The following is a 21,521-nucleotide window of genomic DNA, read 5'->3' as shown; positions in this document are numbered from 1 at the left end:
ATCCTTTGATTGCACTCAGGCTTCGGTTTCGTGCTCTTCTTCGTTGACCCGGTCGCGCAATTCCTTGCCCGGCTTGAAGTGCGGCACGAACTTGCCTTCAAGGCTTACCGACTGGCCGGTCTTGGGGTTGCGACCTACGCGAGGTGCGCGATAGTGCAGCGAGAAGCTGCCAAAGCCGCGGATCTCGATGCGATCGCCCGTTGCCAGGCACTGGGCCATTTGCTCGAGCATGGTCTTGATGGCCAACTCGACGTCCTTGGACGAGAGTAAACCCTGATGGGTGACAATACGTTCGATCAGCTCCGACTTCGTCATGTTTTTCCCTTCGTTATCAAGCAGCTAGATCATTGCTTAACCAGTTTGTAGCACGCTCAGGAGGATTTGAACAGGGCGGTTCTTGACTTAATAAAAAAATTCAAGATTGGTGCGCGGGGAACTTTTTCGGTGCACCGGGTTGGGCAGCGCTGGGTAGAGGGGTTTGCACCAGTTGGGCTGAGACGCCGCGGGCACCGGCGCAACCCTCTGAAAACAGGCGACAAATCGCAGGCAATAAAAAAGGGCGACCTAAGTCGCCCTTTTTCTACCGATCAAGCAGAACTTAGTTCTGTTTGGCCATTGCTTCGCGCAGCAGCGCAGCCATGGTGGTGTCGGCAGCAGCTGCCTCAGGAGCCTGCTTCAGGCTCTGGATAGCTTCACGCTCTTCAGCATCGTCTTTCGATTTGATCGACAGGCTGATAACGCGCGACTTACGGTCAACGCTGATGATCTTGGCTTCGATCTCTTCGCCTTCCTTCAGAACGTTACGCGCGTCTTCAACGCGGTCACGGCTGATTTCGGAAGCTTTCAGAGTAGCTTCGATGTCGTCGGCCAGGGTGATGATGGCGCCTTTGGCGTCAACTTCTTTGACGATACCCTTGACGATTGCACCCTTGTCGTTGACAGCAACGAAGTTGGAGAACGGATCGTCTTCCAGCTGCTTGATGCCCAGGGAGATGCGCTCGCGCTCTGGATCAACCGACAGGATGACAGTTTCCAGCTCGTCGCCCTTCTTGAAACGACGTACAGCTTCTTCGCCGGTTTCGTTCCAGGAGATGTCGGACAGGTGAACCAGACCGTCGATGCCGCCATCCAGGCCGATGAAGATACCGAAGTCGGTGATCGACTTGATGGTACCGGTGATCTTGTCACCCTTGTTGAACTGGCCGGAGAAGTCTTCCCATGGGTTGGACTTGCACTGTTTGATGCCCAGGGAGATACGACGACGCTCTTCGTCGATGTCCAGAACCATAACTTCCACTTCGTCGCCAACCTGAACGACTTTCGACGGGTGGATGTTTTTGTTGGTCCAGTCCATTTCGGAAACGTGTACCAGACCTTCAACGCCTTCTTCCAGCTCAGCGAAGCAGCCGTAGTCGGTCAGGTTGGTAACGCGAGCTTGTACGCGAGTACCTTCTGGGTAACGAGCAGTGATAGCTACCCACGGATCTTCGCCCATCTGCTTCAGACCCAGCGAAACGCGGTTGCGCTCACGGTCGAACTTCAGGACGCGAACATCAACTTCGTCACCAACGTTGACGATTTCCGACGGGTGCTTGATACGCTTCCAAGCCATGTCGGTGATGTGCAGCAGGCCGTCGATGCCGCCCAGATCCACGAATGCGCCGTAGTCGGTGAGGTTCTTGACGATACCTTTGACTTGCTGGCCTTCTTGCAGAGTTTCGAGCAGAGCTTCACGCTCGGCGCTGTTCTCGGCTTCGAGGACGCTGCGACGCGAAACAACGACGTTGTTGCGCTTCTGGTCCAGCTTGATGACCTTGAATTCCAGCTCTTTGCCTTCGAGGTGGGTGGTGTCGCGCACTGGGCGGACATCAACCAACGAACCTGGCAGGAACGCACGGATACCGTTAACGTCGACAGTGAAGCCGCCTTTAACCTTACCGTTGATAACGCCCTTGACAACTTCTTCGGCAGCGAAAGCAGCTTCCAGAACAATCCAGCACTCGGCGCGCTTGGCTTTTTCACGGGACAGCTTGGTTTCGCCAAAGCCGTCTTCGACCGCGTCCAGCGCAACGTGAACTTCGTCACCGACCTTGATGGTCAGCTCGCCAGCTTCGTTGTAGAACTGCTCGAGCGGGATGACGCCCTCGGACTTCAGGCCAGCGTGTACGGTAACCCAGTCGCCGTCGATGTCGACAACGATACCGGTGATGATCGCACCCGGCTGAAGATTGAGGGTTTTCAGGCTTTCTTCAAAGAGTTCTGCAAAGCTTTCGCTCATTTTAATTCCTGTAGATTTGGGCGAAGAAGACGCCCCTAACCACACTCCAGACAATGTGGGTTTCGTTATTTAAAGGAAAACCGGCAAGACGTTGACTGGTGCCCCTGCCTGCTTTCCTGATCATCAGGCGATACCGCGAAGTGCGATCTCGCTTTTGATGCGTTGCAACACCTGCTCGATGGACAACTCGGTAGAGTCCAGCTGAATCGCGTCGGCCGCCGGTTTAAGCGGGGCCACCGCACGCTGGGTATCGCGCTCATCGCGCGCACTAATCTCATCTAGCAGACTCGCCAGCCTAACATCGTCGCCTTTCGCTTTCAACTGCAAATAACGACGTCGCGCCCGTTCCTCGGCGCTGGCGGTCAAAAACACTTTCAACGGCGCGTCCGGGAACACCACAGTGCCCATGTCGCGGCCGTCTGCGATCAGCCCCGGAGCCTCCTGAAACGCGCGCTGGCGCTGCAGCAGGGCATCGCGCACCGCGGGCAGCGAGGCCACCATCGAGGCGCCGGCGCCGACTGCTTCGGTACGGATGTCGAGGCTGACGTCGTCACCCTCGAGCATGATGCGCTGCAGCTTACCCTCCTCGGCCGGGTAGAACTGCACATCCAGATGAGCGGCCAGCTTGGTCAGCAGCTCTTCGTTGGTCAGGTCGACGCCATGGTTGCGCGCGCTGAAAGCGAGCAAACGGTACAGCGCGCCGGAATCGAGCAGGCGCCAGCCGAGCTCACGTGCCAGCAGCCCGGCTACGGTGCCTTTGCCCGACCCGCTCGGGCCGTCGATGGTAATGACCGGGGCCTGGGCGTTCACGATTTGGCCTCTTCGGCCACACGAATGCCGACTTCGGCGCACAGCGCGAGGAAGTTCGGGAACGAGGTGGCAACGTTGGCGCAGTCATGGATACGCACCGGCGCAGTGGCCCGCAGCGAGGCGATGCTGAAAGCCATGGCGATACGGTGGTCGCCGTGGCCGTGCACTTCGCCACCGCCAATCGGGCCGCCGTCGATGATGATCCCGTCCGGGGTCGGTTCGCACTTCACGCCCAGGGTGATCAGGCCGTCGGCCATTACCTGGATGCGGTCGGATTCCTTCACTCGCAGTTCTTCGGCGCCACGCAGGATGGTCCGGCCTTCGGCGCAAGCCGCGGCGACGAACAGCACCGGGAACTCGTCGATAGCCAGTGGTACCAGCTCTTCAGGGATCTCGATGCCTTTGAGCTTGGCGCCGCGCACACGCAGGTCGGCTACCGGCTCGCCACCGACTTCACGCTGGTTCTCCAGAGTGATATCGCCGCCCATCAGGCGCAGGATGTCGATGACACCAGTGCGGGTCGGGTTGATGCCGACGTGCTCAAGCAGCAGGTCGGAGCCTTCGGCGATCGACGCGGCAACCAGGAAGAACGCAGCAGACGAGATATCTGCCGGCACTTCGATACGGGTTGCGGTGAGTTTGCCACCCGCTTGCAGCGAAGCGACCGGGCCGTTGGACTCGACCGCATAGCCAAAGCCGCGCAGCATGCGCTCGGTGTGGTCGCGGGTTGGCGCAGGCTCGGTGACGGTGGTCACGCCTTCGGCATACAGGCCGGCCAGCAGCAGGCAGGATTTGACCTGGGCACTGGCCATTGGCAGCGTGTAGTTGAGTGCCTTGAGTTTTTGCCCGCCACGAATGGTCAGTGGTGGCCGGCCATCGGCGCCGGTTTCGACCACTGCGCCCATTTCCCGCAGCGGGTTGGCGACGCGGCCCATCGGCCGCTTCGACAGCGAAGCATCGCCAGTCATGGTCACGTCGAACGGCTGGCCGGCGAGCAGGCCCGACAGCAGGCGCATCGAGGTGCCGGAGTTACCGACGTAGATCGGCCCGGGCGGGGCTTTCAGGCCGTGCAGGCCGACACCGTGAATGGTGACCTTGCCATGGTTGGGGCCTTCGATGACCACACCCATGTCGCGGAAGGCCTGCAAGGTCGCCAGAGCGTCCTCGCCTTCAAGGAAGCCTTCGACTTCAGTGGTGCCTTCGGCCAGCGAGCCGAGCATGATCGAGCGATGGGAAATCGACTTGTCGCCTGGAACGCGGATCCGTCCGGACACGCGGCCACCAGGTTGGGCCAGGAAAATCAGATCGTTGGCGTTCATAGCGTCCACATAGGCCCGGCGGGCCAGGATTTTACTGAAATGCTCGCGGGCAACCCGTGCGCGGGTAAATACCCCCAGCAGCTGGTGCCCATCCCCTGCATCGACCGCGTCGCGCAAGGCGTCGAGGTCGCTGCGAAATGTATCTAGCGTGCGCAGCACCGCCTCGCGGTTGGCGAGGAAGATGTCATGCCACATGATCGGGTCGCTGCCGGCGATTCTTGTGAAATCGCGAAAGCCCCCTGCAGCGTACCGGAAGATTTCGAGGTTTTCATTGCGCTTGGCCAGCGAATCGACCAAGCCGAAGGCCAGCAGGTGTGGCAGGTGACTGGTAGCCGCCAGCACTTCGTCGTGACGCTCGACCGTCATGTGTTCGACATCGGCGCCCAATGCGCGCCACAGGCGGTCGACCACGGCCAGTGCGGCAGGGTCGGTTTCAGCCAGTGGCGTAAGAATGACTTTATGCCGGCGGAACAGCGCGGCGTTGGAGGCCTCTACCCCGCTCTGCTCGGAGCCGGCGATTGGGTGGCCGGGAACGAAGCGCGGCAGATTGCTGCTGAACACTTCGCGGGCGGCACGCACGACGTTGCACTTGGCGCTGCCGACGTCGGTGACGATGGCATTGCCAAGGTCGAGCCTGGCCAGCACGGCGAGCAGTTTTTCCATGGCCAGGATCGGCACGGCGAGCTGAATCACGTCGGCGCCGATGCAGGCGCTGGCGAGGTCTTCTTCGCAGCGGTCGACTACACCGAGGGCAACCGCCTGCTTGCGCGACGGGGCATCGAGATCGACGCCGACCACTTCGCGGCACAGGCCGCTTTCACGCAGGCCCTTGGCGAACGAGCCGCCGATTAGGCCGAGGCCGACCACGACCAGGCGGCCGATAATCGGCGCGGATTTGTTTGCTACCACATCAACCACGAGTGCGAACCCTGTTCAGAACGGCAGCATGTGCCGGATCAAACCATGCTGATCGATTGCCGCACCGGGGCCGCTGCGCGACCCTTCGCGGGCAAGCCCGCTCCCACAGGGTTTTGCGTCGATCACCCGTGCGGGCTTGATGCAAATCCTGTGGGAGCGGGCTTGCCCGCGAAGGGCCGCGCAGCGGCCCCAGTAGCGCAGAGACCAGCTTCAACCTCAGAGTACTGCCTTCGGATACGAGCCCAGCACTTTCAGCGCAACGGCTTCCTGGCTGATCTGCTCCAGCACAGCCTTGATCAACGGATCACGGTGGTGCCCGACAAAATCAATGAAGAACACATAGGTCCACTTGCCACTGCGCGACGGCCGGGTTTCGATCCGGGTCAGGTCGATGCCGTTGTCGTGGAACGGCACCAGCAGCTCGTGCAGCGCGCCCGGCTTGTTGCTCATCGACACAATGATCGAAGTCTTGTCGTCGCCGGTCGGCGGCACTTCCTGGCTGCCGATCATGAGGAAGCGCGTGGAGTTGTCCGGGCGGTCTTCGATTTTCTCGGCAATACGCGTCAGGCCATACAGGTTGGCTGCCATATCGCCGGCAATCGCCGCCGAGTTCCATTCACCCTTGACCCGCTTGGCCGCTTCGGCGTTGCTCGACACCGCCACCCGTTCAACATTCGGGTAATGCGCATCGAGCCACTTGCGGCACTGGGCCAGCGACTGGGCGTGGGAATAGATGCGGGTGATGCTGTCTGTCTTGGTGCTCTCGCCCACCAGCAGGTGATGGTGAATGCGCAGCTCGACTTCGCCGCAGATAACCATGTCGTGCTCGAGGAAACTGTCGAGGGTGTGGCTGACCGCACCTTCGGTGGAGTTTTCCACCGGCACCACGCCAAAGTTGACCGCACCAGCGGCCACTTCACGGAACACTTCGTCGATGGCCGCCATTGGCCGACTGATCACCGCGTGGCCGAAGTGCTTCATCGCCGCAGCCTGGGTGAAGGTACCTTCAGGGCCGAGGTAGGCGACCTTCAGCGGCTGCTCCAGGGCCAGGCACGAAGACATGATTTCGCGGAACAAACGCGCCATCTCTTCGTTGCCCAGTGGGCCGCCGTTGCGCTCCATGACGCGCTTGAGCACGGCAGCTTCCCGCTCGGGACGGTAGAACACCGGCGCCTCGCCTTCGGCCAGGTTGGCCATCTTGACCCGGGCCACTTCCTGGGCGCAGCGGGCGCGCTCGCTGATCAGCTCGAGGATCTTCTCGTCGAGGCTATCGATGCGTACACGCAGGGCTTTGAGTTCGTGCTCGACCATCAGGCGTGCTCCTTCTCGAATTCAGCCATGTAGCTGACCAGAGCTTCAACGGCGTCCTGACCCAGGGCGTTGTAGATCGATGCGCGCATGCCGCCCACCGAGCGATGGCCCTTGAGGTTGAGCAGGCCGCGGGCGTCAGCACCGGCGAGGAAGGGTTTGTCCAGGCGCTCGTCGGCCAGGCGGAACGGCACGTTCATCCACGAACGGGCGTTGACGCTGATCGGGTTGCTGTAGAAATCGCTGGAGTCGATGAAGCCGTACAGGCGATCTTTTTTCGCCCGGTTGCGCGCTTCCATGGCTTCGACACCGCCCTGCTCCTTGAGCCACTCGAAGACCAGCCCCGAGAGGTACCAGGAATAGGTTGCCGGCGTGTTGTACATCGAGCCGTTATCGGCCGAAACCTTGTAGTCGAGCATGGTCGGGCAGCTGCTGCGGGCGCGACCGAGCAGGTCTTCACGCACGATCACCACAACCAGGCCGCTTGGGCCGATGTTCTTCTGCGCGCCGGCGTAAATCAAGCCGAACTGGGACACGTCGGTCGGGCGCGAAAGGATGTCCGAAGACATGTCGACCACCAGCGGTACGTCACCGGTCTGCGGCACCCAGTCGAACTGCAGGCCGCCGATGGTTTCGTTGGACGCGTAGTGGACGTAAGCGGCGTCCTTGCTCAGGGTCCAGTCGTTCTGGCCGGGGATAGCGAGGTAATCGTAGGGCTTGGCGCTGGCAGCAATGTTGACGTTGCCAAAGCGACGCGCTTCTTCGATGGCCTTTTTCGACCAGATGCCGGTCTCGATGTAGTCCGCGGTGCCGTTTTCCGGCAGCAGGTTCAGCGGGATCTCGGCAAATTGCTGGCTGGCGCCACCTTGCAGAAACAGCACTTTGTAATTGGAGGGGACGGACAGCAGGTCACGCAGGTCCTGCTCGGCCTTTTCGGCAATGGCCACGTAGTCATCGCTGCGATGGCTCATTTCCATCACCGACAGACCTTTGCCATTCCAGTCCAGCATTTCCGCCTGGGCGCGCTGCAGGACTGCTTCAGGAAGCGCAGCAGGGCCTGCGCAGAAGTTAAAGGCTCGTTTGCTCACATCCACTCTCGCTCTGCTCTGGTCAGTAAGCGGGGCGACCATGGCCGCCCCGCTCGGGTTGTTGCGCTGTTTATTCCTGCGGCGCCTCTTCGGCGGCGCCGGCGTCATCATCTGCCGCCTCTACCGCGTCGAGTTCGACGCCCTCTGCGCCCTCCTCGCCTTCGAGCAACTCCTCGAGGTCTTCGGATGGCTCCTGGATCCGCTCAAGGCCCACCAGGGTCTCGTCGCTGGCCAGTTTGATCAGGGTCACGCCCTGGGTGTTACGACCCAGGCTGGAGACTTCGCCAACGCGGGTGCGCACCAGCGTGCCCTGGTCGGAGATGAGCATGATCTCTTCACCTTCCTGCACCTGGATCGCGCCGATCAGCAGGCCGTTACGGCCCTTGGTGCCCATGGCGATCACGCCCTGACCACCACGACCGCGCCGTGGGAACTTGGACAGCGGGGTACGCTTGCCGAAGCCACGCTCGGAGGCGGTAAGGATCTGCGCACCAGACTCGGGGATCAGCATCGAGATGATGCGCTGGCCTTTGCCCAGCTTCATGCCGCGCACACCGCGAGCGGTACGGCCCATTTCACGCACGACGCTTTCAGCGAAGCGGATGACCTTGCCGGCGTCGGAGAACATCATGACTTCCTTGGCGCCATCGGTGATGGCGGCGGCAATCAGGGTGTCGCCTTCTTTCAGCTTCAGCGCAATCAGGCCGCTGGTACGTGGACGCGCAAACTGCGCCAACGGGGTCTTCTTGACGGTACCGGACGCCGTCGCCATGAAGATGTAGGCACCGGTAGGCTCTGCAGCCCACTCGGCAGTATCGCCGTCTTCTTCGTCGACTTCTTCGGCTTCGACCAGCTCACCCTCGAGCACGGTGTCGTCGCCGTCCTCCAGCTCTTCATCGACATCGGCGCTCTGCTGCAGGGCTTCGAGGTCGATCTGCAGCATGGCGGTAATGCGTTCGCCGTCTTCCAGCGGCAGCAGGTTGACCAGCGGACGGCCACGGGCAGCGCGCGAGGCTTCCGGGATGTCGTAGGTTTTCAGCCAGTAGACCTTGCCCTTGCTGGAGAACAGCAACAGCGTGGCGTGGCTGTTGGCAACCAGCAGGTGTTCGATGTAGTCCTCGTCCTTGACGCCGGACGCCGACTTGCCTTTGCCGCCACGGCGCTGGGCCTGGTACGCAGTCAACGGCTGGGTCTTGGCGTAGCCGCCGTGGGAGATGGTCACCACGCGCTCTTCTTCCGGGATCATGTCGCCGTAGCTGAGGTCGTGACGGGCATCGAGGATCTCGGTGCGGCGCACGTCGCCGTATTCGGCACGGATCGCTTCGAGTTCTTCGCGGATCACTTCCATCAGGCGCTCGGCGCTGCTGAGGATGCGGATCAGCTCGCCGATCTGCTCGAGAATCTCCTGGTACTCGGCCAGCAGCTTTTCGTGCTCGAGGCCGGTCAGGCGGTGCAGACGCAGGTCAAGAATGGCCTGGGCCTGCTCTGGCGACAGGAAGTACTTGCCATCGCGCATGCCGTACTGGGCATCGAGGTTTTCCGGGCGGCACGAGTCGGCGCCTGCGCGCTCGACCATGACCTGCACCGCGCTCGATTCCCACGGCATCGCAACCAGGGCTTCCTTGGCTTCGGACGGGGTCGGCGAGGCCTTGATCAGGGCGATGACCGGGTCGATGTTGGACAGTGCGACAGCCTGGCCTTCAAGGATGTGGCCACGTTCACGGGCCTTGCGCAGCTCGAATACGGTACGACGGGTCACCACTTCACGGCGGTGACGGACGAACGCTTCGAGCAGGTCCTTGAGGTTGAGCAGGCGCGGACGACCGTCGATCAAGGCGACGATGTTGATGCCGAACACGCTCTGCAGCTGAGTCTGCTGGTAGAGGTTGTTGAGCACGACCTCAGGCACCTCGCCGCGACGCAGCTCGATGACCACGCGCATACCGTCCTTGTCGGACTCGTCGCGCAGCTCGGTGATGCCTTCGAGCTTCTTCTCTTTGACCAGCTCGGCGATCTTCTCGATCAGGCGAGCCTTGTTCAGCTGGTACGGCAGCTCGGTGATGACGATCTGCTGACGGCCACCGACCTTGTCGATGTCTTCGATCTCGGAGCGGGCGCGCATATAGATGCGGCCACGACCGGTGCGATAGGCCTCGATGATGCCGGAGCGGCCGTTGATCAGGCCGGCAGTCGGGAAGTCCGGTCCAGGGATGAACTGCATCAGCTCATCGATAGTGACTTCAGGATTGTCGATCAGCGCCAGACAGCCGTCGATCACTTCGCCGAGGTTGTGCGGCGGGATGTTGGTCGCCATGCCCACGGCGATACCGCTGGAGCCGTTGACCAGCAGGTTGGGGATGCGCGTTGGCATTACCGCCGGGATCAGCTCGGTGCCGTCGTAGTTGGGTACCCAGTCGACGGTTTCTTTGTGCAGGTCAGCCAGCAGCTCGTGTGCCAGCTTGGACATGCGCACTTCGGTGTATCGCATTGCCGCAGCGTTGTCGCCGTCGACCGAACCGAAGTTGCCCTGGCCGTCGACCAGCAGGTAGCGCAGCGAGAATGGCTGGGCCATACGCACGATGGTGTAGTAGACCGCAGTGTCGCCGTGCGGGTGGTACTTACCGATAACGTCACCGACCACACGGGCGGACTTCTTGTACGGTTTGTTCCAGTCGTTGCCCAACTCGCTCATCGCAAACAGAACGCGGCGATGCACGGGCTTCAAGCCGTCACGCGCATCGGGCAGTGCACGCCCGACAATCACGCTCATCGCGTAGTCGAGGTAAGACTGTCTCAGTTCGTCTTCGATATTGACCGGGAGGATTTCTTTGGCCAGTTCGCCCATGAGAAGCCTGATTCCTTTTTCTGGTGAAACCTCGTCCAAGTCCCCAGAGGACGAACGAAGCTCGTCGCCGCAGCGCACAGTGGTGCGACGACTTACGACAAATCAATAGGTTGTGCCTTGGATCTGCGCAATGAAGACCGCATAAACGGGCGGCCTTGGAAACTGCCGGATGGTACCACAAAAATGCATCAGGCTTAAGCCTCAAGCTGCAACAAGAAGCGGCGCTGCCAAGCAATGGCCGCTTTGCCCCGACAGCTGCGTCCTGAGCGGCGCGGTGGCGCTCAATGCAGGCGCTTGCGGCACATTAGCTGGGCGATCTTGGCGGTGTCTGGGCGCTCTACCACGCCTTTTTCGGTCACGATCACGTCAACCAGGTCAGCCGGAGTCACGTCGAACACTGAATTGAACACCTCGACCTGTGCGGCAACCCGATTGCCGGCAACGTCCAGCAGCTCGTCTGCTTCGCGCTCTTCCAGCGGGATATCGTCACCGGTTGCCAGGTTCAGGTCGATGCTGGTGCTTGGCGCCACCACCATGAAGCGCACGCCGTGGTGCATGGCCGCTACCGCCAGTTGGTAAGTGCCGATCTTGGCCGCGACATCGCCGTTGGCCGCGATGCAGTCGGCGCCCACCACGACCCAGGTGATGCCCTTGACCTTCATCAGGTGCGCCATCGCCGAGTCAGCGCAGAGGGTGACCGGCACGCCTTCCTGCGCCAGCTCCCAGGCGGTCAGGCGCGAGCCTTGCAGCCAAGGCCGGGTCTCGCCGACGTAAATCCGCTCGACCATGCCCTCAAGGTAAGCTGCACGCAGCACACCCAGCGCGGTACCGAAGCCCCCGCTGCCCAGCGCCCCGGCATTGCCGTGGGTCAGCATGGTCTGCTCGTTGCCTTGCTGGCGGCGGATCAGCTCGATGCCGTACTGGGCCATGGTCAGGTTGGCTTCGCGGTCGCTGTCGTGGATGGCGATGGCCTCGGCCTCCATGGCCGCCAGCAGGTTTTCATTGGGGCGCAGGCGCTGCAAGCGATCACGCATGCGGTTGAGCGCCGAGAACAGGTTGGCCGCGGTGGGCCGCGCCTCGGCCAGATCCAGAAAGTCTTCTTCGATCGACTCTTCCCAGTCGCCCTTCTCGGCAAGCCGGGCACGCAGCGCCAGGACCAGCCCATAAGCGGCGCTGATGCCGATGGCCGGCGCACCGCGCACCGCCATCGAGCGGATCGCGCTCACTACCTGAGACACGTCGGTACAGGCCAGCCAGCGCTCTTGCGCCGGCAGCAGGCGCTGGTCGAGCAGATGCAGGGTGCCGTCACGCCACTGAATGCCGGTCACCTTCTCTGCCGCCAAAAGTCGCTCGCGCATCGCCTCTCCCCGTGCTTTGCTGATCAAAAGCCGGCGATTATAGCGAGCCTCAGCCGCGGGCGCTCGGGTATACTGCGCGATCCGCCCAAACCCTTCAGGTAGCTGCCGCATGCCGACCTCCGTAGCCCCCCTCGACCTGCTCCTGGTGCCGACCTGGCTGGTGCCTGTGGAGCCAGCCGGAGTGGTACTCGAAGGGCACGCGCTGGGCCTACGCGACGGTTTGATCGCCTGGCTCGGCCCGCGCGAGCGCGCGCCGGTGGCGCTGCAGGTGCGCGAGTTGCCCGACTGCCTGCTGTGCCCAGGCCTGATCAACGCCCACGGCCACGCCGCCATGAGCCTGTTCCGCGGCCTGGCCGACGACTTGCCGCTAATGACCTGGCTGCGTGAGCACATCTGGCCGGCCGAGGGCCGCTGGGTCGATCCGGGCTTTGTCCGCGACGGTACCGACCTGGCCATCGCCGAACAGCTCAAGGGCGGCATAACCTGCTTTGCCGACATGTACTTCTATCCGCGCGAAGCCTGCGAGCAAGTCGAGCAGAGCGGCATTCGCGCCCAGGTGGCGGTGCCGCTGCTGGACTTCCCGATACCCGGTGCAGCGACTGCGGACGACGCCCTGCATCAGGCCATCGAGCTGTTCGGCGAGTTGCGCCACCACCCGCGCATCACCATAGCCCTCGGCCCCCACGCGCCGTATACGGTCGGTGACGAGACGCTGGAGAAGATCCGCGTGATTGCCGATCAGCTCGATGCGCCGCTGCACATGCACATCCATGAGACCGCCAGCGAAGTCGAGCAGGCCGTTGCCGAGCACGGCGAACGGCCGTTGGCTCGGCTGGCGCGGCTTGGCCTGCTGGGGCCGAGCCTGCAGGCGGTGCACATGACCCAGATCAGCGACGACGACCTGGCCCTGCTGGTAGAAAGCAACACCAGCGTGATCCACTGCCCGGAATCCAACCTGAAACTGGCCAGCGGCTTCTGCCCGGTTGAGCGTTTGTGGCAGGCCGGGGTCAATGTCGCTATAGGCACCGATGGCGCGGCCAGCAACAACGACCTCGACCTGCTCGGCGAAACCCGCACCGCCGCCCTGCTGGCGAAAGCGGTGGCCGGCTCGGCGTCGGCACTGGACGCCCATCGGGCCTTGCGCATGGCGACCCTTAATGGCGCCCGCGGCCTGGGTCTGGACACACAGATCGGCTCGCTGGAGCTGGGCAAGGCCGCCGACCTGGTGGCGTTCGACTTGTCTGGCCTGGCCCAGCAGCCGGTACACGACCCTGTGTCACAATTGATCTATGCCACCAGCCGCGACTGCGCGCGGCATGTCTGGGTTGCCGGCGAGCAGCTGCTCGAAGAGCGCCGCCTGACCCGCATGGACGAGGCAGCACTGACCGCCATGGCCCGCGCCTGGGGCGCGCGCATCGCAGGCAAGGAATGACCACGCGCCAGCTGCGGCTGGCGCTTAGTGACACCTTTTATTCAAGTTTCAGAGGATCTGTTCAATGAGCAACGTCGACCACGCCGAAATCGCCAAGTTCGAGGCCCTCGCCCACCGTTGGTGGGACCGCGAAAGCGAGTTCAAGCCCCTGCATGACATCAACCCGCTGCGGGTCAACTGGATTGACGAGCGCGTCAGTCTGGCCGGCAAGAAAGTCCTCGATGTCGGCTGCGGCGGTGGCATCCTCAGCGAAGCGATGGCGCAACGCGGTGCCACCGTGACCGGCATCGACATGGGCGAAGCGCCGCTGGCGGTAGCCCGCTTGCACCAGCTCGAGTCGGGCGTCGAGGTCGAGTACCGGCAGATCACCGCTGAGGCCCTGGCCGAAGAAATGCCCGAGCAGTTCGACGTGGTCACCTGCCTTGAGATGCTCGAGCACGTGCCTGACCCATCGTCGGTGATCCGCGCCTGCTACCGCATGGTCAAGCCGGGTGGCCAGGTGTTCTTCTCGACCATCAACCGCAACCCCAAGGCCTACCTGCTGGCGATCATCGGCGCCGAGTACATCCTCAAGATGCTGCCGCGCGGCACTCATGACTTCAAGAAATTCATCCGCCCGTCCGAGCTGGGCGCCTGGAGCCGGGTTGCCGGGCTTGAAGTCAAAGACATCATCGGCCTGACCTACAACCCGCTGACCAAGCACTACAAGCTGAGCAGCGACGTCGACGTCAACTACATGATCCAGACCCTGCGCGAGGTGTGAGCATGCGTTTGCGAGCAGTACTTTTCGACATGGACGGCACGCTGCTGGACACCGCGCCTGACTTCATCGCCATCTGCCAGGCGATGCTCGCCGAGCGCGGCATGGCGCCGATCGCCGACAAGCTGATCCGCGACGAGATCTCCGGCGGCGCGCGGGCGATGGTTGCCGCGACCTTTGCCATGAACCCGGAAGACGAAGGCTTCGAGGCATTGCGCCTGGAGTTTCTCGAGCGCTACCAGCGTGACTGTGCAGTGCACAGCAAGCTGTTCGAGGGCATGCCCGAGCTGCTCGACGATATCGAAAAAGGCGGCCTGATCTGGGGCGTGGTGACCAACAAGCCAGTGCGCTTCGCCGAGCCGATCATGCAGCGCCTGGGCCTGGCCGAGCGCTCTGCGTTGTTGATCTGCCCGGATCATGTCAAGAACAGCAAGCCTGACCCCGAGCCACTGATTCTGGCCTGCAAAACCCTGGATCTGGACCCGGCCAGCGTGCTGTTCGTCGGTGACGACCTGCGTGATATCGAGTCTGGGCGCGACGCCGGGACCCGTACCGCAGCGGTGCGCTATGGCTATATTCATCCGCAGGACAACCCCAACAACTGGGGTGCAGACGTGGTGGTGGACCACCCGTTGGAGCTGCGCAAGGTGCTCGACAGCGCGCTGTGCGGCTGCTGATCAATCGCTGAGGGCGCGCCCGCCGCGCCCTGGCTTGCAAAGGATAGACCTATGTTCGATTACACCGCCCGCCCCGGCCTGCTCGCTGGCCGAGTGATCATGGTGACTGGCGCCGGCCGCGGCATTGGCGCTGCGGCGGCCAAGGCCTACGCCGCGCTGGGCGCGACCGTATTGCTGCTGGGCAAGACCGAAGCCAACCTCAATGAGGTCTATGACGAGATCGAAGCCGCTGGCCACCCGCAACCGGTGGTGATCCCGTTCAACCTGGAAACTGCCTTGGCGCACCAGTATGACGAGCTGGCAGTAATGATCGAGAACGACTTCGGTCGGCTTGACGGGCTGCTCAACAACGCTTCGATAATTGGCCCGCGCACGCCGGTGGAGCAACTCTCGGGCGACAATTTCATGCGCGTGATGCACATCAACGTGAATGCCACGTTCATGCTTACCAGCACCCTGTTGCCGCTGCTGAAGTTGTCCGAGGATGCGTCGGTGGTGTTCACCTCCAGTAGTGTCGGGCGCAAGGGCCGGGCTTACTGGGGTGCCTATGGGGTGTCGAAGTTTGCCACCGAGGGCTTGATGCAGACCCTGGCCGACGAGCTGGAAGGCGTGGCACCGGTGCGTTCCAACAGCATCAACCCGGGCGCGACCCGCACTGCCATGCGTGCGGCGGCGTATCCGAGCGAGAATCCGCAGGACAATCCGTTGCCTGAAGAAATCATGCCGGTTTACGTGTATTTGATGGGGCCGGACAGCAAGGCGGTGAATGGGCAAGCGTTCAACGCCCAGTAACATTGCGGCAGCTGGATTGGGGCTGCTTTGCAGCCCCAGATACCGTGATCAACCGGCTGCCAAGCCCAGCCGCGTACGCCCAGCCTGACGCTGCTCCAGCTGCATGCAGCGCTCGAGGAACAGGTACATGCAGTCGTAGCTCTTGCATACCGCCTTGCGCAACTCGGCGCGCAGCAACGGCGTCGGGCTCTCCCCCACCAGTGTGCAGATGATCTCCAGCGCCTCCCAAGGGTGCGCATCGTCATACTGGGCATGCATCTTCAGCCACTTCATGGCGCGCTTGCGGGTCTCTTCCGGGAAGCCCTCGGCATACGCGCCATCCGCACAGACCACCGCCGACCATTCGCCGGTAGCGCCTTCAATCGCATAGTTGGTGGCCGCCATGGCAATCGCCAGCGACTCGGTCGAGCACACCCGCCAGCACCAGTCATTCAAGCCATTAAGTTCGGCTGGCACGTCCTGCGCCTGCAGATCACCCAAGGTCACGCCGTGGGCATGGCACCAGTGCACCCAGTAATCAGCATGGTTGAGTTCGACGCGGATATTGCGCATCAGCCAGCGCCGGGCCATGTCCTCACCAGGGTGGCGGGCAAAGCGGGTCTTGGTCAGACTGTGCGCCATGTACAGGGAAAACTGCTCAACCACTGGCCAGCCACCAATCAGGTACTGGCGAATGGTCGCTTGACGCAGTTGACCATCGCGCAGGCGCTGGTAGAACTCGTGCTCGACTACCCGGCGCTTGCTCTCGCGGCAGTCTTCGATCATTTGTTGCGCCCACTGCGGGTAGCTGGCGGGATCCATCAGCGGCCCAATCCGAACGAATGCGTCACTCACTGTCAGCTCCTTGATTCCCTGTGATTTAGCCGTCCACTCTCAGCGAAACGTCCCTGGCGCGCGCTGCAGCAAAGGCCGTGCTGCAATTCGTTGGCGTTGCAGGCTATCGCAGGTAAACACCTGCGGCCGCTCGATCAGGTAGCCCTGGGCGTAGTCCACGCCGATTTCCTGCAGGGCCTGCTCGATCAACGGCGTTTCAACAAATTCGGCAATGGTGCGTTTGCCCATGACGTGGCCGATGTGGTTGATCACCTCAACCATAGCGCGATTAATCGGATCATCCAGCATGTCTTTTACAAAACTTCCGTCGATCTTCAGGTAGTCCACCGGCAAATGCTTCAAATAAGCGAATGACGACATTCCGGCGCAGAAGTCATCCAGCGAGAATTTGCAGCCCAGCCCTTTCAATTCATTGATGAAGCGAATGGCACTGCCCAGGTTGGCAATGGCGCTGGTTTCGGTAATTTCGAAGCAAATCATCCGTGGCGGGATTTCAAACTCGCTGAACAGACGTTGCAAATAATCGAGAAATTTATCGTCGCCGATGCTCGAACCGGACAGGTTGATCGCAACCAGTGCCAACGGCCCCGGGCGCCCCTCGTTCAGGCACTGGCGGATAACCTGGAATACGTTGCGCACTACCCAGCGATCCAGCGCGGTCATCAAGCCGTAGCGCTCGGCCGCGGGGATGAAGCTGTCGGGCAGAATGGTCCGCCCGCTTTCGTCGTGCAGGCGCAGCAGGATCTCGATATGCCCCGGCCCTCCCTGATCACTGAGGGCGGCAATCTCCTGGGCGTACAAGCAGAAGCGGTTTTCCTCGAGCGCCACATGCAGACGCTGAATCCAGGCCATTTCGCCAAAGCGCATGGATAGCTCGCTGTCGTCAGCGTGGTACACCTGGACCCGATTGCGGCCCTTCTCCTTGGCCATGTAGCAGGCCATGTCGGCAGCGCGCAAGGAGGCCTCAAGGGTGCCGGGCGCTTGCGCCATGCTCACCAGGCCAATGCTCACAGTGGTTATGAACGGCCGCCCCTTCCAGACAAAATGCAGGCTCTGCACCGCCTGGCGCAGTTGCTCGGCGATGCGCTCGGCCTGCTCCTGCGGACAGTTCTCGAGCAGTACCCCAAATTCGTCTCCCCCCAGCCGCGCCAGGGTATCGCCCTCGCGCAGGCCGGACTGCAGCACCGCACAGATATGGCGCAGCAGCTCGTCACCCGCGGCGTGGCCACAGGTGTCGTTGACCAGCTTGAACTGGTCCAGATCGAGAAACATCAACGCATGCCGGCCAGGCTGTCGCGCCAGGCCGTTGAGCGCCTGTTCAAGGCGGTACTCAAACTCGCGGCGGTTGGCCAGCCCGGTCAGGGCGTCATGGGTGGCCTGCCACGACAGGTTGGCGATGTACTGCCGCTCCTGGGTCATGTCATGCAGCACCAGGACGATGCCAGTGGCCTGGCCATCGCTGAGGATCGGTGAGCCCACCAGGTTGACCGAGACCGTGCTGCCATCCAGGCGCTGGATCAACCGTGCATGCTCGGCGCCGCCGCGCAGGCTGCCGGCCAGCACCTGCTCGATCAAGGTGCGCGCATCTTCGTCGCTGTGCTCGTCGAGCAGGCTGAACAGCGCCGACAACGGCAGCCCCTGAGCTGATGCAGCTTGCCAGTGGGTCAGCTGCTCGGCGGCGGCGTTCATGTAGAGGATATTGCCGTCGACGTCGGTGGTGATCACCGCATCGCCAATCGAGGCGAGGGTGATCTGCGCACGGTCCTTTTCGGCCTGCAGTGCACTGGCAAACGCCTGGCGTTGGGACAGCAACTTGCTCGAACGGCGCCAGGCCATGGTAATGAGGAAGATCGCCGTCAGCAGGTTGCTGATCAGCAACACCTTGAGCAGCACCCGCGAGCCTTCGCCCAGGGCGTCGCTGAAGGCCTTGGCGGCCGGCGTCACACCTTCGTTGATGGTGGCGATGCGCGCCTTCCACTCATTGACCTGCTCCGGGGTGGGCTGGCCGCTGCTGAAGCTGCTGTGGATTTCAGTCGCGAGCAGGTCGAGCTGGCGCAGGTAGTCGTCGCCGATATCCCAATAGGCGATGGCCTTCTGCATGAAGCTGATGTTACGAAAGTAGCTGTAGAACCAGATGATCCGACTGACGTCTTCAGGGTGGTTGCCGCCCTGCAGGATGCCGGTGCGAGCTGCAGCATAGTCGGGTGTGGGCTGGTCCAGCGCGATGCGCAGTTCGTGATCGCCCTGGGGCACGGCGATGGCTTGGTGAAAACGCTGCAGAAAGCGCGGCTCAGGCCGCTCGGCGTACAAATTGAGGTAATAGATGGCGTCTTTCTGCGCCTTCGACCAGAGGCTCTCGCCGGCGACATAAGCGCGCACGGCCGAAAGCGTGTACAGGCTCAGGCCGGCCAGCAAGACCTGCAGGATCACCACGGCGACAAACGGCCAGATGATACCCAACAGCCTAGGCGCTTGATGAATATGAGTTCCCTTCATGGAGTCCCTGTCACGGCGGCAGATAAAGCACTAATCAAACCAGACAAGCAGAGCGTAGGCGAGAAACCGCTACTAGCTACACGTTCGCATTGCAAAAAAGTGCAGGATTTTCCTGCTCATGCACCGCCGCCGGCGCCAGCCACTGCTCAGCTTTGCTGCAGATGGCCGTACAACTTGGCGTAAAGCCCACCGTCAGCAATCAATTGCTGATGATCACCGTCTTCGGCGACATGCCCGCCGTCAAATACCAGGACCCGGTCGGCCTGCTTCACCGCCGAAAGCCGGTGGGCGATGATCAGCGTGGTACGGCCACTGAGAAACCGCGCCAGGGCCTGATGCAGGTTGTATTCAGTGGCGGCATCGAGGGCCGAGGTGGCTTCGTCGAGGATCACCACCTTAGGCTCGGCGAGGACCATCCGGGCAATCGCCAGGCGCTGACGCTGGCCGCCGGACAGGCGCACACCAGAGCGGCCAACGACGCTATCAAGGCCCTGCGGCAAGGCACTGATGGTGCTGTCGAGCTGGGCGATGCGCAGCGCCTGCCAACAGGCTTCGTCACTGCATTCGCGACCCATGGTCAGGTTGGCGCGCACGCTGTCGTTGAACAAGGCAGGATGCTGCAGCACCACCGCAACGTTTTCGCGCAGGGTCTCCAGGCCAATCTCCTGCAGGCTGGCGCCGCCGAAACGAATGGTCCCGGCCTGAGCGGTGTAAAGACCCAGCAGCAACTGAACGAGGGTGCTCTTGCCGCCGCCGCTGGCGCCGACAATCGCGACCTTTTCGCCTGGCGCAATCGACAGATCGAGGTGCTCCAGAACCGGTTCGTCAGCGTAGGAGAAACGCAAGTCGCGCACCTCGATGCCAACCGTGTCGCGCCCGGCAAACGGATCGCTGGCAGCGGCGTACTGCGGCTCGTCCTCGCGCGCCAGCAGCTCGTTGAGGCGGCTCAGCGCACCACCGGCGGCGTAGTAGGCGTATTGCAGGTTGAGCAGCTGCTCGACCGGACCGATCATGAACCACAGGTAGCTGAACACAGCGAGCATCTGCCCGATCGACAGGTCGGAGAACAACACGGTGAGCATCGCCGCAGCGCGGAAGATGTCGATGCCGAACTGGAACAACAAGCCGCTGGCGCGCCCGCTGGCATCGCTTTTCCACTGCGAGGCCACGGCGTAGTCACGCACTTCACGGGCGCGCAGGCCAAGCCGACCGAGGAAATAACCCTGACGGTTGCCGGCGCGGATTTCCTGAATGGCATCCAGCGTCTCGGTCAGCGCCTGGGTAAAGCGGCCAGTGCTGTCGTTCTCGAGTTTCTTCAGGTGTTTGACGCGCTTGCCCAGCTGCACGGTGAAGTAGATCACCAGCGGGTTGAACAGCAAAATCAACAACGCCAACTGCCAGTGCATCCACAGCAGGATTGCCGCAGTGCCGGTCAGGGTCAGCATCGCCACCAGGAAGCGACTGAGGGTTTCGCCGACAAACTTGTCCAGGGTGTCGAGGTCAGTGACCAAGTGAGTGGCCACGGTGCCGCTGCCCAGGCTTTCGTATTCCTTGAGCGAGATACGCTTGAGGCGCTCGATCAGGCGAATCCTCAGGCGGTAGACGATGTCTTTGGCCAGGCCGGCAAACAGCTTGGCCTGAACCACGTTGAAGGCCAGCGCGCAAACCCGCAGGCAGAAGGTCACCGCGAGCATCAAGCCGATATAGCCGGTAGCCTGCTGCCAGTGGCTAGGCAGCAGATGATTCATCCACTTGAGTGCAGCGTCGCCGTGGCCCAGCAGCACCTCATCGACCAGCAGTGGCAGCAGCAACGGAATCGGCACGCTGCACAGCACCGCCAGCATCGCCACCAGGTTGGCGCCCCACAAGGCCTTGCGGTGATGCAGTGCCAGCCGGCGGATTTCTGCCCAACTCAGCCGATCAGGGGCGCCATGAGGCTTCCCCGGAACAGGGTCGGGCGACCCCGGCAGGTCAAGCACACGCGGCCTGCTGCAGCCAGCGGCCGAGCAAAGGCTGCAAGCTGGTCAGCGGCTGATAGCCGTTGGTCAGCAAGGCCAGTTGACCGTTACGTTCGGCCAGCAGGGTCGGGAAACCGGCAATACCCAGGTCTTGCACCCAGCTGAAATCAGCGGCGGTAGCACTGCGGGTTTCGCTGCGAATCAGCGCTTCAGCGAATTGCGCGCGGTCAAAGCCGGCCTGCTCGGCCAGGTCGACCAGTTGCGGCGGGCGGGTTACGTCCAGGCCTTGCTCATAGAAACCCGCCTGAATCAGCGCCAGCAACGACCAGGCGCGTGCGGCGTCGAGTTCGCGCGCAGCAACCAGCGCACGGCAGGCCGGCTCGGTGTCATAGACAAAACCATCGGGCAGCGCGTCGTCGAATCGAAACGGCTGACCGGTGGCTTCGGCGACCGCCTGCCAATGCTCGAGGATGTAGCGCCGAGTAGAGACATCCAGGGCGCTGCTGGCCGAGCGCAGGCCGCCCACCACCAGCCGCGTCGGCACGCCGGCATCGGCTGCCTGGGCGATGAGCGCCGCGGCCACCGGGGCGAACCCCCAGCACCAGGAGCACATCGGGTCCATCACATACAGCAGGCGTGCAGACATGC

At 62.4% G+C, this 21,521-nt stretch carries 16 protein-coding genes; 4 read left to right on the top strand and 12 right to left on the bottom strand.

All coding sequences use genetic code 11. From position 1 onward, the window contains the following. Nucleotides 1–15: 15 nt before the first annotated feature. The 8 genes from ihfB to mtnA form a co-directional block, all read right to left on the bottom strand. Nucleotides 16–315 carry an integration host factor subunit beta gene (gene ihfB / locus ACIOAU_RS11560; RefSeq protein WP_101321649.1) on the bottom strand — a complete coding sequence of 100 codons (300 nt, stop codon included), beginning with the start codon at nt 313–315 and terminating at the stop codon, nt 16–18. 283 nt (nt 316–598) lie between these two features. Next, nucleotides 599–2,278 (bottom strand): 30S ribosomal protein S1, encoded by a 1,680-nt coding sequence (gene rpsA, locus ACIOAU_RS11555; RefSeq protein ID WP_101321650.1) that lies wholly within the window; start codon nt 2,276–2,278, stop codon nt 599–601. Between the two features lie 123 nt (nt 2,279–2,401). Then, nucleotides 2,402–3,088, bottom strand: a complete 687-nt coding sequence (gene cmk, locus ACIOAU_RS11550) for a (d)CMP kinase (RefSeq protein WP_101321651.1) — start codon at nt 3,086–3,088, stop codon at nt 2,402–2,404. After that, nucleotides 3,085–5,292, bottom strand: a complete 2,208-nt coding sequence (locus tag ACIOAU_RS11545; protein WP_401182529.1) for a bifunctional prephenate dehydrogenase/3-phosphoshikimate 1-carboxyvinyltransferase — start codon at nt 5,290–5,292, stop codon at nt 3,085–3,087. The genes cmk and ACIOAU_RS11545 overlap by 4 nt, the downstream gene beginning before the upstream one ends. A gap of 249 nt (nt 5,293–5,541) precedes the next feature. Next, nucleotides 5,542–6,636 carry a prephenate dehydratase gene (gene pheA, locus ACIOAU_RS11540; RefSeq protein ID WP_181088712.1) on the bottom strand — a complete coding sequence of 365 codons (1,095 nt, stop codon included), beginning with the start codon at nt 6,634–6,636 and terminating at the stop codon, nt 5,542–5,544. Then, on the bottom strand, nt 6,636–7,721 hold the full coding sequence (serC, locus tag ACIOAU_RS11535; protein WP_401182019.1) for a 3-phosphoserine/phosphohydroxythreonine transaminase: 1,086 nt from the start codon (nt 7,719–7,721) through the stop codon (nt 6,636–6,638). The genes pheA and serC overlap by 1 nt, the downstream gene beginning before the upstream one ends. 70 nt (nt 7,722–7,791) lie before the next feature. After that, nucleotides 7,792–10,566, bottom strand: coding sequence for a DNA gyrase subunit A (gyrA, locus tag ACIOAU_RS11530; protein WP_401182016.1), 2,775 nt, complete (start codon nt 10,564–10,566; stop codon nt 7,792–7,794). Between the two features lie 281 nt (nt 10,567–10,847). Continuing rightward, nucleotides 10,848–11,924 (bottom strand): S-methyl-5-thioribose-1-phosphate isomerase, encoded by a 1,077-nt coding sequence (gene mtnA / locus ACIOAU_RS11525; RefSeq protein WP_101321655.1) that lies wholly within the window; start codon nt 11,922–11,924, stop codon nt 10,848–10,850. 109 nt (nt 11,925–12,033) lie between these two features. On the opposite strand from mtnA, the gene ACIOAU_RS11520 reads away from it, so the two are divergent. The 4 genes from ACIOAU_RS11520 to ACIOAU_RS11505 all read left to right on the top strand — a co-directional run bounded on the left by ACIOAU_RS11520 (nt 12,034) and on the right by ACIOAU_RS11505 (nt 15,585). Then, entirely contained in the window at nt 12,034–13,356 is a 1,323-nt protein-coding gene (locus ACIOAU_RS11520) for a TRZ/ATZ family hydrolase (protein WP_401182012.1), read from the top strand. Nucleotides 13,357–13,420: 64 nt separating this feature from the next. After that, entirely contained in the window at nt 13,421–14,119 is a 699-nt protein-coding gene (ubiG, locus tag ACIOAU_RS11515; protein WP_101321657.1) for a bifunctional 2-polyprenyl-6-hydroxyphenol methylase/3-demethylubiquinol 3-O-methyltransferase UbiG, read from the top strand. A gap of 2 nt (nt 14,120–14,121) precedes the next feature. Next, nucleotides 14,122–14,793: an N-acetylmuramic acid 6-phosphate phosphatase MupP gene (gene mupP, locus ACIOAU_RS11510; protein ID WP_101321658.1), complete on the top strand. Its 672-nt coding sequence runs from the start codon at nt 14,122–14,124 to the stop codon at nt 14,791–14,793. A gap of 51 nt (nt 14,794–14,844) precedes the next feature. Next, nucleotides 14,845–15,585: a YciK family oxidoreductase gene (locus ACIOAU_RS11505; RefSeq protein ID WP_101321659.1), complete on the top strand. Its 741-nt coding sequence runs from the start codon at nt 14,845–14,847 to the stop codon at nt 15,583–15,585. A 48-nt stretch (nt 15,586–15,633) separates the two neighbouring features. Here ACIOAU_RS11505 and ACIOAU_RS11500 read toward each other — a convergent pair whose 3' ends face one another. The 4 genes from ACIOAU_RS11500 to ACIOAU_RS11485 all read right to left on the bottom strand — a co-directional run bounded on the left by ACIOAU_RS11500 (nt 15,634) and on the right by ACIOAU_RS11485 (nt 21,519). Then, nucleotides 15,634–16,419, bottom strand: coding sequence for a TenA family transcriptional regulator (locus ACIOAU_RS11500; protein ID WP_401182008.1), 786 nt, complete (start codon nt 16,417–16,419; stop codon nt 15,634–15,636). 39 nt (nt 16,420–16,458) lie between these two features. Beyond that, nucleotides 16,459–18,915 (bottom strand): EAL domain-containing protein, encoded by a 2,457-nt coding sequence (locus tag ACIOAU_RS11495; RefSeq protein ID WP_101321661.1) that lies wholly within the window; start codon nt 18,913–18,915, stop codon nt 16,459–16,461. Between the two features lie 146 nt (nt 18,916–19,061). Further along, nucleotides 19,062–20,894 (bottom strand): ABC transporter ATP-binding protein, encoded by a 1,833-nt coding sequence (locus tag ACIOAU_RS11490; RefSeq protein ID WP_101321662.1) that lies wholly within the window; start codon nt 20,892–20,894, stop codon nt 19,062–19,064. Continuing rightward, complete coding sequence (locus tag ACIOAU_RS11485) at nt 20,887–21,519, bottom strand: DsbA family protein (RefSeq protein ID WP_101321663.1); 633 nt, start codon at nt 21,517–21,519, stop codon at nt 20,887–20,889. Before ACIOAU_RS11485 ends, ACIOAU_RS11490 begins: the two co-directional genes overlap by 8 nt. Nucleotides 21,520–21,521: the final 2 nt, after the last annotated feature.

Origin of the sequence: Pseudomonas sp. NPDC088322 (assembly GCF_044740745.1) — a bacterium.
GTDB lineage: Bacteria > Pseudomonadota > Gammaproteobacteria > Pseudomonadales > Pseudomonadaceae > Aquipseudomonas > Aquipseudomonas shirazensis.
Note: the sequence above shows the minus strand (reverse complement) of the source record. Positions and strands in the feature narration are given on the sequence as shown.